The organism is Rhodococcus sp. NPDC057014, from assembly GCF_042673295.1.
Taxonomy (GTDB): Bacteria; Actinomycetota; Actinomycetes; order Mycobacteriales; family Mycobacteriaceae; genus Rhodococcus_F.
Genome location: NZ_JBHUSF010000007.1, coordinates 19850 through 34520 on the forward strand (window position 1 = coordinate 19850; position 14671 = coordinate 34520).

Consider the following 14671-nt stretch of genomic DNA (forward strand, 5'->3'; position numbering starts at 1 on the left):
GCCCCGGACGGAACGGTCGCGGTGAAAGTATGGTGCCGTGACCCTCGACGACGTCGCCGACGAACTGTACGGCCTCGACCCCGGTGAGTTCGTCGAGGCGCGCACCGCGCGGGTGACGGCGGCGCGGGAAAGCAAGGACCGCGCACTGGCCACCGAGATCGGGAAGCTGCGGAAACCGACGGTCGTCGGCTGGCTCGTCAACCTGCTCGCCCGTGAACTGCCCGACGAGGTCGGTGCACTGCTCACTCTCGGCGACGCACTGCGGGATGCCCAACGGCACCTGTCCGGCCCGGACCTCCGGCGGCTGAACACGCAACGGCAGCAGGTCGTGCGGGCGTTGGCGCGCAAGGCCGGCGAACTCGCCGCCGAGCGGGGCCGGACCGTCGGCGAGGACACGCTGCGCGATGTCGGGCAGACGCTGCACGCCGCGCTCGCCGACGCCGACACCGCCGAGGAGGTGCGGCGGGGCCGGGTGGTGACGGCGGCGAGCTACAGCGGATTCGGGCCCGCCGGACTCACCGTCGTCCAGGGAAAGACGGCGAAGAAGCCGCCGAAGTCCGAGCCGGCCTCCAGGCCGCCGGCCGACAAGCCGAAGAAGTCGCAGGAGCGTGATCTCGACGCCGAACGTGCCGCGGCCGAGGCGGAACTGGCGGACGCCACCGCCGGGGCCGACGAGATCCGCGGCGCCCTGGACGACGCGAACACCGAACTCGGTCAGGCGCGATCCACATTGACCGAGATCGACCACCGGATCGAGGACCTGCGCGCCGAACTCGAACACGCCGAGCAGGAGCGGCAGTTCACCCGGAACGCGGAGAAGGCGTCGGCGGAGGCGGTGCACCGGGGAGAACGCGAACTGGAGGCGGCGGAGCGACGGGTCGAGGAGGCCCGCCGCACACTCGACGACCTCGGCTGAGACGAGTGCCGGAAACCTTGACCTCGAGCGCAGTTCAGGTTCTAACGTGACCTCATGTCCTTCACCGAGCAGGAACTCGAGTACCTGGCATCACAGCGCATCGGCAGGCTCGCCACGGTGCAACCCGGCGGAACCTTGCAGGTCAGTCCCGTCGGCTTCCACTACAACCCCGACACGTCCACGATCGACATCCAGGGCTACAACATGGCGGCGAGCCGCAAGTTCCGCAACGTCGCCGACAACGGGAAGGTGGCGTTCGTCGTGGACGACGTGCCGTCCGTCGACCCGTGGCGGGTCCGCTGCGTCGAAATCCGCGGGCGCGCCGAGGCCCTCGACGCCGATGCCGCCGAGGCGGGCGGTCTCGGCGGCCCGACCATCCGCATCCACCCGGAACGCATCATCAGCTTCGGGCTCGGCGCCACCGACCTGGACGCCCACCAGCTCGTCGCGAACGCGCGCGACGTGGAGAGCTAGGCGATGTCCGGGCGGTAGCCGGCCGAGAGCACGGCGACGGTGGACGGCGGTGTCAGGACGGTGGCGGTGCCGGTCGGCCGGTTCGACGGCGTCCCGTATCCCTCGGCCGACCACGGGACGACGGTGTCGTCGAGCACGACCGCAGGTCCGTCGTCGAACAGCACGAAGGCGCCGCGAGGCAACGACGACCACGCGGCCCGGTGCGTGCGCTGACGGGAGCCGTCCAGTCGTTCCCCGTGCAACCGGGCGTCCATCTCGTCGGCGCCCGGCAGCCCGCCGCCGTTCGCGGACCGCCACGCGGCGCGAAAGTCGTTGTACCGCCCGCGCCTGCAGAGGGCGCACGGCCGGTGTCCGGCGGCCAGCGCCACCGCCTCGTCGTGGAAGAACAGCACCGTGTAGTGGCCCTCGCTCCACTGCGGGACCGTGCGCGCCGGGTAGTCGGTGACGCAGATGATCCACCGCGTGCCGGAATGATGGCGCACCACGGAGTGCCCGCGATGCAGGCAGCCCCGATTGCCCATGAACCGGCCGCGCAGGGGAATCGCGACGATGTCGGATCGGGGTGACACGCGGTTCCGTTCGGCCATGCGCCGATGCTAGCCAGCCCGTCGGCGCGTCAAAACCGGATGGCTGCCCCCGTACAGAGCTAACCTGGGCTCGAGGGTTCCGTTCGGACGGGTGTCCCGTCCGGCCGCGGTTCCCGGTCACAGTTCCTCACACGATCTGAGGGCAGGAGGCAGGCAGCATGGACGCCATCACCCAGGTTCCGGTGCCCACCAACGAGCCGGTCCACACGTACGCGCCGGGCAGTCCCGAACGTTCCCGAGTGCAATCCGCGCTCACCGACATCGCCACCAATCCCGTCGACATCCCGCACGTGATCGGTGGCAAACACCGTCACGGCAACGGCGACCGCGTCGACGTCGTGCAGCCACACCGGCACGCCGCCGTGCTCGGCACGCTGCGCAGCGCCACCCACGACGACGCGTCGGCGGCGATCGAGGCGGCGACGGCCGCGGCGCCGCACTGGCGGGCGCTGTCGTTCGACGACCGGGCCGCCGTGATCCTGCGTGCCGCCGACCTGTTGTCCGGGCCGTGGCGCGAGACGCTCGCCGCGGCGACGATGCTGGGGCAGTCGAAGTCGGTCCAGCAGGCGGAGATCGACGCGCCGTGCGAGCTGATCGACTTCTGGCGCTTCAACGTTCACTTCGCCCGCCAGATCCTCGCCGACCAGCCCATCTCGTCGCCCGGGGTGTGGAACCGGCTCGAATACCGTCCGCTCGAGGGTTTCGTCTACGCCATCACGCCGTTCAACTTCAGTGCGATCGCCGGCAATCTGCCGACCGCGCCCGCGCTGATGGGCAACACGGTGATCTGGAAGCCGTCGTCGACGCAGACGGTCGCCGCGTACTGGACGATCAAACTGCTCGAAGCGGCGGGCATGCCCCCGGGCGTGATCAATCTGCTCACCGGCAGCGGGCAGGCGGTGTCGGAGGTGCTGCTCAGCGACCCCCGGCTCGCCGGAATCCACTTCACGGGTTCGACCCGCACGTTCCAGCACCTCTGGAGCGAGGTGGGCGCGAACATCGGGAAGTACGCGGGCTACCCCCGGCTGGTGGGGGAGACCGGCGGCAAGGACTTCGTGGTCGCGCACGCCTCGGCCGACGAGGACGTGCTGCGGACGGCACTGATCCGCGGCGCATTCGAATACCAGGGCCAGAAGTGTTCCGCCGCCTCCCGGGCCTACGTCCCGAAGTCGCTGTGGCGGAGGATGCGGGACACGTTCACCGCGGAAGTCGACGCCCTCACCTACGGGGACGTGACCGATCTGGAGAACTTCGGCGGGGCCCTCATCGACCGGCGGGCCTACGACAAGAACGTCGCGGCCATCGAACGCGCCCGCGGCGCGGCAGGCCTCGAGATCGCCGTCGGCGGCAAGTACGACGACAGCGTCGGCTACTTCGTCCGCCCCACCGTGCTCCTCGCGGACGACCCCGCCGACGAGGCGATGACCACCGAGTACTTCGGCCCGATCCTGACGGTGCACGTGTACGACGACTCGACCCCGAACGCGTTCGCCGACGTACTCGCCACGGTCGACTCGGCGGCGCCGTACGCGCTGACCGGTGCGGTGATCGCCGACGACCGGCAGGCCGTCGAGCAGGCCACGTCGGCCCTGCGGTTCACCGCCGGAAACTTCTACGTCAACGACAAGCCGACCGGCGCCGTCGTCGGGCAGCAACCGTTCGGCGGGGCCCGCGCGTCCGGCACCAACGACAAGGCCGGGTCCAAACTCAACCTGCTGCGCTGGGTGTCGGCCCGCACCATCAAGGAGACGTTCGTCCCCGCCACCGATTACCGATATCCGCACATGGGGTCGGAATGAAAGCGCCGACGGTTCTGGCGAATCCGCTCCGCCCGGCGATCCTCGCGGCGGCCCGGTCGTCGCGCGTCAAACGCGCCGTCACCGGTGCCCCGGTCACCCGGAAACTGGTCGACCGCTTCGTGGCGGGCGAGAGCCGGGAGTCGGCGCTGGCGTCCGTTCGGGAGATCCTCGATTCGGGCCGGTCGGTGTCGATCGACTTCCTCGGTGAGGACACCCGTGACGCGGCGGGCGCGCAGGCGACGGTCGACGAGTACCTGGCGCTCGTCGCCGATCTCGGTGCCCTGCGGGAAGCGGCGGACAGGACGTCGGGGGTCCGCAGGCTCGAGGTGTCGATGAAGCTGTCGGCGCTCGGGCAGGCGCTCGCCGGCGACGGCACGCGGATCGCCACCGGCAACGCCCGCACGATCTGCGCCGCCGCCGAGGCGGCCGGGGTGTGGGTGACCGTGGACGCAGAGGACCACACGACCACCGATTCGACGCTCGCGATCGTCCGCGAACTCCGCACCGACTTCCCGTGGCTCGGTGCCGTCGTGCAGTCGTATCTGCGCCGCACCGAGGACGACTGCCGTGCCCTCGCAGGCCCCGGTTCGCGGGTCCGGCTCTGCAAGGGGGCGTACCGGGAACCCGAATCCGTGGCATTCAAGGACCGCGCCGCCGTGGACGCCTCGTATCTGCGTTGCCTGACGATCCTCATGGACGGCGCCGGGTACCCGATGGTGGCCTCGCACGACCCGGCCGTCATCGACGCGGTCGCACCGCTGGTCGGGCGCACCGGCCGCGCCGCGGACGCCTACGAGCACCAGATGCTGTTCGGGATCCGGGACGTCGAGCAACTCCGGCTCGCGAACCAGGACAAGCAAGTTCGGGTGTACGTACCGTACGGAAGCCAGTGGTACGCATACTTCATGCGGCGACTGGCCGAGCGTCCCTCGAACCTGCGGTTCTTCCTGCGCTCGGTGGTCACCAGGGACTGACCGGCGCGGCCCGCTGACCCGTTCCGGTGCGGGCGCGTCGTTGTAGAGTTTCGCGGTGACGACTTCTGGCGGGGGATGGATCAGCGCGGTCCTCTTCGCCGTCGTTCTCGTCCTCGCCTCCCTGATCGGATCGGTGCGCATCGGTGAGGGGCGCATCGGCGAGGGGGGATTCACCCGTCCGCCGCGCACCGCGGTGGTGCTGTGGCTGCTGATCGCCGTGCCGTCACTGCTACAAATCGCCGTGCCGGCCGTCCTCGACGCCCTCGAGCGCGACCCCACCCAGATCCGGGACCACCAGTGGTGGCGGATCGTCACGTCGGTCGCGGTGCAGGACGGGGGAGTGGCCGGAACCGTGGTGAACCTGCTCGTCCTCGCCTGGGTGGCGCCGCTCGCGGTGCGGGTGTGGGGCGGAGTCCGGGCGGTACTGCTGTTCGTGGCGAGCCAGATCATCTTCGGCCTGTTCACCGCGTTCCTGTTCCCGTCGCCCGGCGCCGGCAACTCGGGTGCCACGCTCGCGCTGGCCGCGTCGTTCGCGGGACTGGTGGTGATGCAGTCCAAGGAGCGTCGGGTCCTCGCCGCGAGCGGGGGCATCGTGCTCGCCGGTGTCCTGCTGGTGGTGGTCGACGACGCCCACGGACTGGCCGTCCTGACCGGGGCCCTGCTCGGTGCGGCACTCGCCACCGTCAGTCCGCCGCCGGGAGACCCACCGGACCGCGCCCGGGCCCTGTGAGAAGCTGTCGATGTGCTGCTGCGATCTCTGAATCCTCTGGCCGTCGCCCAGGGCGACGACATTCCCGACGCCATCCGGATCGGCGACACCACCCTGTCCCGCGGCGACGTGCTCGGTGCGGCGACGTCGGTGGCCGAACGGGTGGCACGCGCGGATCGGGTCGCGATTCTCGCCACCCCCACCGTGACCACCGTCCTCGCCGTCGTCGGCTGCCTCATCGCGGGTGTGACCGCCGTGCCGGTGCCGCCCGACTCCGGACCCGCCGAACTCGAACACATCCTGCGCGATTCCGGTGCGCAGGCGTGGCTCGGTGAGGCGCCGGCGGACGCGGCGGGCCTGCCCGTCGTGCCGGTGCGCGTCCACGCCCGGTCGTGGCACAGTTACCCCGAACCGCCCGAGTCGAGCATCGCGTTCGTGCTCTACACGTCCGGCACCACGGGACCGCCCAAGGGGGTCTTGATCAGCAGGAAGGCCATCGCCGCCGGCCTCGACGCCCTCGCGGACGCCTGGCAGTGGACCCGCAACGACACGCTGGTGCAAGGACTTCCGCTGTTCCACATCCACGGGCTCATCCTCGGTGTGCTGGGTCCGTTGCGTATCGGCAGCAGACTCGTCCACACGGTCAAACCCACCCCGGCGGCCTACGCCGCGGCACGGGGAACGATGTATTTCGGTGTCCCCACGGTGTGGAGTCGCATCGCCGGCGACCCCGAATCCGCGCGGGCGCTGTCGGGTGCGCGACTGCTGGTGTCGGGGAGTGCCCCGCTGCCCGTCCCGGTGTTCGAGAAGGTGCAGGAGCTGACCGGGCTCGCACTCGTCGAGCGGTACGGCATGAGCGAGACGATGCTCACGCTCAGCACCCGCGCCGACGGCGAGCGTCGCCCCGGGTGGGTCGGTGTGCCGGTCCGCGGCGTCGAGACCCGGCTGCGCGACGAGCGCGGCGGCGACGTCCCCCACGACGGCGAATCCATCGGCGGTCTGCAGGTGCGGGGGCCGATGCTGTTCGACGGCTACCTCGGCAGGCCCGACGCGACCGCCGAATCCTTCACGGACGACGGCTTCTTCAAGACCGGCGACGTCGCGGTCATCGACGCGGGCGGATTCCATCGCATCGTCGGCCGCGAATCCACGGACCTCATCAAATCGGGTGGATTCCGCGTCGGGGCCGGTGAGGTGGAGACGTCCCTCCTCGGCCACCCGAGCGTGCGGGAGGCGGCGGTCGTCGGCCTCCCCGACCCGGACCTCGGTCAGCGGCTCGTGGCGTTCGTGGTGGGGGACGACGTGTCGGAGGTCGCACTGATCGATCACGTGGCCACCGAACTGTCGGTGCACAAGCGGCCCCGTGAGATTCGCGTCGTCGAGTCGCTTCCCCGCAACGCGATGGGCAAGGTGCAGAAGAAGGAGCTGTTCTGAAATCGGTAAGGTGGCGGGCGATACCGGCCCAACACGGATTGGCAGGCGCACAGTGAGTGTCGAGAGCATCGTCCAGAGCACCCGGATCGTCCTCGCCTCCCGGCCGGACGGCGCGCCCACCGCCGACAACTTCCGGCTCGAGGCGGTGAATCTCCCCGGCCCCACCGACGGCCAGGTGCTGATCCGCGTCATCTACCTGTCACTCGACCCGTACATGCGCGGGCGGATGAGCGACGCCGAGTCGTACGCCGACCCGGTGGAGATCGACGAGGTCATGGTCGGTGGCACCGTCGGGCAGGTCGTGGACTCGCGGCACCCGGATTTCGCGGCCGGTGACTACGTTCTCGGGTATGCGGGCTGGCAGTCGCACGCAGTGGTCGACGGCAACCACCTCCGCGCACTCGACCGCGACGCCGCGGCGTTGTCGACCGCTGTCGGAGTACTCGGCATGCCCGGTTTCACCGCGTACTCCGGCCTGCTGAAGATCGGGCAACCGACGGCGGGGGAGACGGTGGTCGTCGCGGCGGCCAGCGGTCCGGTCGGCTCTGCCGTGGGGCAGATCGCGAAACTGAGGGGCGCCCGGGCCGTCGGCATCGCGGGCGGGCCGGAGAAGTGCGCCTATCTGCTGGACGAACTCGGATTCGACGCCGCCGTCGACCACCGGTCCCGGACCTTCGCCGAGGACCTGCGCGCCGCGTGCCCGGACGGCATCGACGTCTACTTCGAGAACGTCGGCGGTGCGGTGGCCGCGGCGGTGCTGCCGCTGCTCAACCTGTACGCGCGCGTTCCCGTGTGCGGCCTGATCGCGCAGTACAACGACACCGAGGTCCCCGAGGGGCCGGATCGGCTGCCCGGGTTCTTTTCCCGGGTGCTCGTCAAGAGCCTCACGATCCGCGGGTTCATCCAGAGCGAGTTCGTCTCCGAGATGTACGCGGACTTCCAGCGCGACGTGTCCGGGTGGATCCGGGAGGGCCGATTCGCCTATCGCGAGGACGTCGTCGACGGGCTCGAAAATGCGCCCGCGGCGTTCATCGGGCTCCTCCGGGGCAGCAACTTCGGCAAGCTGGTCGTCCGGGTCGCCGAGGAGAACTGACCGACCATCGGCTGTGGTGCCGGTATTCGCCCTGGACAGGGCGCTGTCGTGATACAACGGTGACAGAAGCGGACCCTCGTTATGTTTGCGTGATGTCGATGATGCGGGAGTTCGGTGTCATCCACGTATGGGAGCGGTCAGACCTATGACGAATCACAGTCCGGGGACGGGTCCGCAGATCCTCGTCGACGGCAGGCCCGCCTCCGCCCCGCTGCGCGACACGCTGACGGTCGCGCAGAAACTGGTCCGGCACTTCGCCGACAACGTCACCCCGTGTGGTTCGCTGCCCGGCGAACAACTGCAGAGCGACGTCATGGATTTCACGATCGTCTGTCTCGGCCTCGGCATCCAGATGCTCGACGAGGGCATCAGCCCGACCGACGAGGACCTCGCGGAGGTGCGCAACAGTTCCGCGCGCTGGGCCCGCGAGGGATTCCCGCTGAAACTCGTGCTCCGCATCCTCCACGAAGGCATCCGTGAGGCCGGCGATCTCGTCGCCTCGAACGCCCGCGACGAAGACCTGCCCGAACTCCTGGTCATCCAGAAGGTGATGTTCACCCTCCTCGAATGCGTGACGGTCGCCGCCACGACCAGCTATGTGGAGGAACTCGAAGCGGTCAACAGCGAACGCGACGGCGCCGCAGTCAATCTCGTCACGGCGCTGCTCAGCGGCCGAAAGGCGGCGACGGCGGCCCGGCACGCAGGTGTGGAGCTGGCCGACGAGTACGTGGTGCTGGCGCTGTCGATTCCGTCGCACCCCACCGAGGCCGTGACCCACCGGCGCAAGGCCGTCGTCGCCCGGCAGAAGCTGCGCCGATTGCAGATCGAACTGGCGGACGCCGCGGGTGGGGCGGCCCTCTGTTCGCTGAGCCCGGACGGCGGAACGCTGCTGCTGCCGGGCTCGCCGGAGCGGGCGTGGATGGTCTCCCTGCTCGACCGGATCGGAGCGGCCGCCGGGGTTCCCCTCACCGCCACGGCGACGCGGGTCCGGACTGCCGGAATCCCCGCGGCGGCGGACCAGGTCCACGAACTCCTCGGCCTCGCCCATCAACTGGGCCTGGAGCCGGGCCTCTACGAGATGGACGATCTGGCGCTCGAGTATCAGCTCACCCGGCCCGGGCCGGGCAGGACCCACCTCGCCGGGCTCCTCGAACCGCTGCAGGGCTCACCCGAACTGATCGAGACGCTCGAGGTGCACATCGGCCACGATCTGAACCGGCAGCGCACCGCGAAGCAGATGCACCTGCACACCAACACGGTGGACTACCGGCTCAAGCGGGTGGCTCAGCTGACGGGCTGCGATCCGACCCGCCCCTCCGGGCTCCGGCGGATCCAGGCCGCGCTCGTGGCCCGCCGGCTCGAGGCCGAGCAACCCGATCGCTGACCGTCCGCTCGCGCGACTGGACGGATCATCCTCGTCACCAGCACAAAGTCGTACCACGCCCCGTTCGCTACGATGTGGGCCGGATCATATTCGGTCCGGTGCGACGGTGGTCGTCTCGTGACCGAACTGTTAGAGGGGGCAGGCGATGGCCGGAGGGCGTCATTCGAGCGCGGGGCCGGAGCGGGAGGGGCGCTCACCCGCGTTCTACGCGGTGTGCGCTGCCGCCGTGATCGGGATCGTGGCCTCCGTCGTGGTCGTCGTTCAGTCGGTGCGCTCCTGGGCGGACGAGTGCGACCAGGTCGCCGACTACACCCTCGCCGCCGACCCGAGCATCGCTCCCGCCCTCGCCGGCATCCTCGGCGAAGCGAGGAGCACCGACCTGGGCTGCGCGAACATCGCCGTCAGCGGCGCGACGTCCGGCGACATCGCGGGACGGCTCGGCAAGGGAACAGGAGCCCCGGATCTGTGGATCCCCGACAGCGGCGCCTGGGTGGGCAAGGCGGCACTCACCGCGGCCGGACCGGTCGAGGTCATGACGGGGTCGGTCGCGTCCTCGCCCGTCGTGCTGGCCTCCCGCGCGGAGGACGCCCCCACGTCGCCGACGTGGCTGGCGGCCCTGCAGATCAAGGACATCCAGCTGGGCAACCCCCTCGTGACCGGGGTCGCGCAGGCGCCGATCAACGCGGCACTCGCCGAGGGCCGGGCCGACCCCGTGTCCGCCGGGACGGTGCGGGCGGCGCTGGTACCGCTCGCGCAGGAGGAAAGCGCGCGCACCGCGGACGAACCCGTCGGGGAGGAGATGCTCCAGGGTGTCGTCGACAACGGTGGCGTCGCCGTCGCCACCGAACAGTCCGTGCTCGAATTCACCAACGGTGACGGCGCCCGCACGCTCGCCGCGACGGTGCCCCCGACGGGCAGCAACTTCATGAACTTCCCGCTCGTCGTCACGTCGCCTGCCCCGGACCGGCACTACAAGGCTACCCAGGTGGCACGTGCCGTCGCCGCGGTCCTCGGCGGCGAGGAGGCCCGCGCGGTGCTCGCCGAGCACGGATTCCGCGGACCGGACGGAAGTCCACCGGCCGACGGCCGCGGCGTCGGCAGGGTCACCACGCTCGCGCTCGACGACGAGTCGCCGTTGCAGGACGCCCTGGGCGGGTGGGCGTTGATGGCACTGCCGATCCGCACACTCGTCGCGATCGACGTGTCGGGGTCGATGGAGACCCCGGCCGGCGACCGGTCGCGGATGGATCTGACGGTCGATGCCGCCCTCGCAGGCAACGCGATGTTCCCGGACAGCGTGTCCGCCGGGTTGTGGGCGTTCTCGCAGGGGCTCGGCGGGGGACCGCAGGACTACCAGGAACTGGTCCCGATCCGCCGCTACGACACCGTGGTGGACGGACTCACGCAGCGTGCGCTGATGGCCCAGCAGGCGGGAAAGGTCGAGGGGCTGATCGGCGGCGGCACCGGCCTGTACGACACGACGCTCGCCGCGTTCCGGACGGTGCAGGACACGTACGACCCGCGCGCGGTGAACAGTGTGATCATCCTGACCGACGGCGCCAACGAGGACCCGGACTCGATCACGAAGGAACAGCTCCTGAGCATCCTCGAGCGTGAGATGGATCCGGCCCGGCCCGTCATCATCGTGACCATCGGCATCACCGACGATGCCGACGCGGCCACGCTCGCCGAGATCTCGCGGGTGACCGGAGGGTCGAGCTACGTTGCGAAGGATCCCGCCGACATCGCCAACGTGTTCGTCAACGCGTTGGCCGCCCGCGGCCGCAGCTAGCACCCACCGTGACGCCTGGAACCGGTGAGTGGCCGGAACCCGGGTCACACCGCCCGGGAACGCCTCCGCAACCGGGTGTTGAGCACGCCGAGTGCGGTGATGACGAGGAACAGCACGCACGTGGAGATCAGCTGGGTGCGGGCGTCGGTGTCGAAGAGCATGAGCACGACGAAACCGGCGAGCATCGCGAGCGTGAGATAGCTGAGCCAGGGGAACAACCACATCCGCACCGTCAGCTTGCCCTCGCGTTCGAGCCGTGGGCGCAACTTCAGGTGTGAGACGACGATGAAGATCCAGATGACGAGCAGCGCCGAACCGACGGCGTTCAGGAGCAGTCCCAGCAGGTCGTCCGGCAGCCACCAGTTGAGCAGCACGCTGACGAAACCGAAGAACACCGACAGCAGCACCGCATTGAGCGGCACCCCGGAATTCGAGATCCGGGCCATGAACGCGGGACCGTCGCCGCGCCGCGACAGCGAATACGCCATCCGCGACGTGCCGTAGATGTTGGCGTTGAAAGCCGACAGCAACGCCACCACGACAACGAGTTCCATGAACCCGGCGACATACGGAATGTGCGCCCGGTTGAGAACGGCCACGAATGGCCCGCTCTTCAGATCCGACGAGTCCCAGGGAAGAACGAGGACCATGATCGAGATCGAACCGAGGTAGAAGACGCTGATGCGCCAGACGACGCTGCGCACCGCCACGGCGATCGAACGCTCCGGGTCCTCGGATTCGGCGGCGGCAATGGTCACGATCTCGATGCCGCCGAACGCGAACGCCACCACCAGCAGTCCCGCAGCGACACCGGCGAAGCCCTCCGGCATGAACCCGCCATGCCCGAAGAGGTTGGTGGTGCCCACCGGTTCGGTGTCCGGGAGCAGGCCGAACACCAGCAGCACACCGATCACCAGGAACCCGATGATGACGGTGACCTTGATGGCCGCGAACCAGAACTCGAACTCGCCGAAATTACTGACCTTCGCGAGGTTGACGGCCGCGAAGAAGATCACGAACGCGAGCGCCACGACCCACTGCGGCATCCCGGGCAGCCAGCCGCTCACGATGCCGGCGGCGCCCGTGATCTCGGCGCCGAGCACCATGATCAGCATGAACCAGTAAAGCCACCCCATCACGAATCCGGCCCAGTCGCCGATGCCGATCCGCGCATAGTGCGAGAAGGATCCGCTGGCGGGGATCGCCGCTCCCATCTCGCCGAGCATCCGCATCACGAAGACGACGATGATGCCGGCGAGCAGGTAGGAGACGAGGACGGCCGGACCGGCGGTCGCGATGCCGACACCGGTACCGAGGAACAAGCCGGCACCGATCGCGGAACCGAGGCCCATCATCGTCAGGTGACGGACCTTCAGGCCCCGGCCGAGAGTGCCGGTCGAATCGGTCATGGTGCCGGGCGTTCGCGAACCGCTCACAGTGTCAGTCGTTGGCGTGCAGCGCGGCGTTCAATTCGACGCCGGTGCCCTTCCACGGCACGACCTCGACCGCCCCGGACACCGAGTTGCGACGGAAGAGCAGGTTGGACTGGCCGTTGAGGTCCTTCGCCTTCACGACGGTGCCGTCCGGGCCGGTGACCTTGGTGCCCGCGGTCACGTACAGGCCGGCCTCGAGGACACAGTCGTCGCCGAGCGAGATTCCGAGACCGGCATTGGCGCCGAGCAGGCAGCGCTTGCCGACGGAGATGGTCTCCTTGCCGCCACCGGACAGGGTGCCCATGATCGAGGCGCCGCCGCCCACGTCGGATCCGTCGTCGACGACGACACCCGCGGAGATACGGCCCTCGACCATCGAACTGCCGAGCGTGCCCGCGTTGAAGTTGACGAAGCCCTCGTGCATCACGGTGGTGCCGCTGGCCAGGTGCGCGCCGAGACGGACACGGTCGGCGTCGGCAATACGGACACCCGACGGAACAACGTAGTCGACCATGCGCGGGAACTTGTCGACACCGAACACGGTGACGACGCCGCGGATACGCAGGCGGGACCGCACCTTCTCGAAGCCCTCGACCGCGCACGGTCCGAAGTTGGTCCACACCACGTTGGACAGCAACCCGAACAGTCCGTCGAGGTTGACGCCGTGCGGGGCCACCAGGCGATGCGAGAGGAGGTGAAGGCGCAGGTAGGCGTCGTGGGCGTCGGCCGGCGGCGCGGACAGGTCGGCGATGGTGGTACGCACCACGACCTGGTCGACCTCACGTGCCTCGTCGGGTCCGGCGAGAAGTGCCAGATCGGAGGGGATGTCGCCACCCTCGATCCGCACGGTGCCCGCGCTGTCGAAGGTCCCCAGCTCAGGCGCCGGGAACCAGGTGTCGAGGATCGTGCCGCCGACGGTCACGTTGGCGATGCCTACTGCTGATGCTCCCTGTGTGCTCACGGCAGTAGAGGTTACTGCCTCATTACTCGGGCATCCTCGAGCGGTCGTTATCCGGGCGTGATCGATTCGAAACCAAGCGGTTTCCGGGCTCATGGGGGACCATGCACGGGGCACGTGCGAGACACCGGGAAAGGGCGTGGCAATGCGTATTTCGGAGTGGAGCCGAGTCACGGGACGCGGCCTGCGGGCCGTGGCCGCGGGCGCGCTGCTCGCCGGGGTGGTGTCGGTGGCGGCGCCGCAGACCGCGTCCGCCGCGCCGGTGTGCCCGGGTGCAGGCCAGCCACCGGTTCTCGTGGGGCGGGTGCCGGGTGCCGCGCTGGAGGGCGTCGCCGTGGACGGCGGCGGCCGGCTCTACACGACCGACCTCCTCAGCGGGCGCGTGTTCCGCCTCGACGCGCCGGGAGCGCCCGCGGTCCCCGTCGCGACGGTCCCCGGTGGCAGCGGCGCGGGCGCCCTCGCCTGGGCGTCGGACGGATCACTGCTGGTGGGGTACGGCGCGGACGCCCGCGTCCTCCTCGGCGACATCCTGCGTCCGGGCGCGATCGCGAAGCTGAACACCGCCACCGGCAGGCTGACCCCGTTCGTGTCGGGCCTGAGCGCGGCGAACGGACTCGACGTCGACGCCGCCGGGACCGCGTACGCCACCAACGACTTCGGAACGCAGGTCGGGCGGGTGTTCCCCGACGGCCGCGTCGAACCGAACTGGGCGACGCTGCCCAGCGCGAACGGTGCGGTGCTCGGTGTGGACGACCGGTACCTCTACGTGTCGCGGACATTCGTGAATCCGGGCGTGAGCCGGATCCCGATCGCGAACCCGGGCGCCCCCGAAAGCATCCTCGACCTGTCCGGCCTCGACACGTTCGCGGCACCGGACGGCCTGACCCTGGATTCGCGGGGCCGCCCGGTGGTCCCGGCCAACGTGCGCGGCGAGATCTGGCGCGTCGACGCGCCGGGGCAGTACTGCGTGCTGGCATCGGGACTGCCGACGTCGAGCATGGTCGTGTACGGGCAGGGGTCCGGCGGCTTCTCCGCGGGGCGGTTGTTCCGCATCGGTTTCGACGGTGCGATCTACGAGATCCCGGGTGGCTTCGACGGGTAGCAACGCCGCAGCGGGA

Annotated in this window: 13 protein-coding genes; 10 read left to right on the forward strand and 3 right to left on the reverse strand. The window is 69.9% G+C overall.

The window, feature by feature from the left end:
* Positions 1-37: 37 nt before the first annotated feature.
* A complete protein-coding gene (locus tag ACFTZB_RS02615; protein ID WP_378429967.1) occupies positions 38-916 on the forward strand; it encodes a hypothetical protein in 879 nt (292 codons plus the stop codon).
* 54 nt (positions 917-970) lie between these two features.
* Entirely contained in the window at positions 971-1390 is a 420-nt protein-coding gene (locus tag ACFTZB_RS02620) for a PPOX class F420-dependent oxidoreductase (protein ID WP_378429968.1), read from the forward strand.
* On the opposite strand, the gene ACFTZB_RS02625 is transcribed toward ACFTZB_RS02620, so the two are convergent.
* The gene (locus tag ACFTZB_RS02625) at positions 1387-1977 is read right to left on the reverse strand and encodes a hypothetical protein (RefSeq protein ID WP_378429969.1); all 591 of its coding nucleotides are present in this window, start codon (positions 1975-1977) and stop codon (positions 1387-1389) included. The genes ACFTZB_RS02620 and ACFTZB_RS02625 overlap by 4 nt on opposite strands.
* 158 nt (positions 1978-2135) lie before the next feature.
* On the opposite strand from ACFTZB_RS02625, the gene pruA reads away from it, so the two are divergent.
* The 7 genes from pruA to ACFTZB_RS02660 all read left to right on the forward strand — a co-directional run bounded on the left by pruA (position 2136) and on the right by ACFTZB_RS02660 (position 11162).
* Positions 2136-3776, forward strand: a complete 1641-nt coding sequence (pruA, locus tag ACFTZB_RS02630; RefSeq protein WP_378429970.1) for an L-glutamate gamma-semialdehyde dehydrogenase — start codon at positions 2136-2138, stop codon at positions 3774-3776.
* The gene (locus ACFTZB_RS02635; protein WP_378429971.1) at positions 3773-4750 is read left to right on the forward strand and encodes a proline dehydrogenase family protein; all 978 of its coding nucleotides are present in this window, start codon (positions 3773-3775) and stop codon (positions 4748-4750) included. Before pruA ends, ACFTZB_RS02635 begins: the two co-directional genes overlap by 4 nt.
* A gap of 55 nt (positions 4751-4805) precedes the next feature.
* Entirely contained in the window at positions 4806-5480 is a 675-nt protein-coding gene (locus ACFTZB_RS02640; protein ID WP_378429972.1) for a rhomboid family intramembrane serine protease, read from the forward strand.
* Positions 5481-5492: 12 nt separating this feature from the next.
* Complete coding sequence (locus ACFTZB_RS02645; protein ID WP_378429973.1) at positions 5493-6893, forward strand: acyl-CoA synthetase; 1401 nt, start codon at positions 5493-5495, stop codon at positions 6891-6893.
* Between the two features lie 52 nt (positions 6894-6945).
* Positions 6946-7986 (forward strand): NADP-dependent oxidoreductase, encoded by a 1041-nt coding sequence (locus ACFTZB_RS02650; RefSeq protein ID WP_378429974.1) that lies wholly within the window; start codon positions 6946-6948, stop codon positions 7984-7986.
* Positions 7987-8131: 145 nt separating this feature from the next.
* Positions 8132-9370, forward strand: a complete 1239-nt coding sequence (locus ACFTZB_RS02655; protein WP_378429975.1) for a PucR family transcriptional regulator — start codon at positions 8132-8134, stop codon at positions 9368-9370.
* Positions 9371-9515: 145 nt separating this feature from the next.
* On the forward strand, positions 9516-11162 hold the full coding sequence (locus tag ACFTZB_RS02660; protein WP_378429976.1) for a substrate-binding and VWA domain-containing protein: 1647 nt from the start codon (positions 9516-9518) through the stop codon (positions 11160-11162).
* 44 nt (positions 11163-11206) lie between these two features.
* Here the strand turns inward: ACFTZB_RS02660 and ACFTZB_RS02665 are convergent, their stop codons facing one another.
* Positions 11207-12571 carry an amino acid permease gene (locus ACFTZB_RS02665; protein ID WP_378429977.1) on the reverse strand — a complete coding sequence of 455 codons (1365 nt, stop codon included), beginning with the start codon at positions 12569-12571 and terminating at the stop codon, positions 11207-11209.
* A 31-nt stretch (positions 12572-12602) separates the two neighbouring features.
* Complete coding sequence (gene dapD / locus ACFTZB_RS02670; protein ID WP_378429978.1) at positions 12603-13556, reverse strand: 2,3,4,5-tetrahydropyridine-2,6-dicarboxylate N-succinyltransferase; 954 nt, start codon at positions 13554-13556, stop codon at positions 12603-12605.
* 142 nt (positions 13557-13698) lie between these two features.
* Between dapD and ACFTZB_RS02675 the strand changes: the two genes are divergently transcribed.
* Positions 13699-14655: an SMP-30/gluconolactonase/LRE family protein gene (locus ACFTZB_RS02675; RefSeq protein WP_378429979.1), complete on the forward strand. Its 957-nt coding sequence runs from the start codon at positions 13699-13701 to the stop codon at positions 14653-14655.
* Positions 14656-14671: the final 16 nt, after the last annotated feature.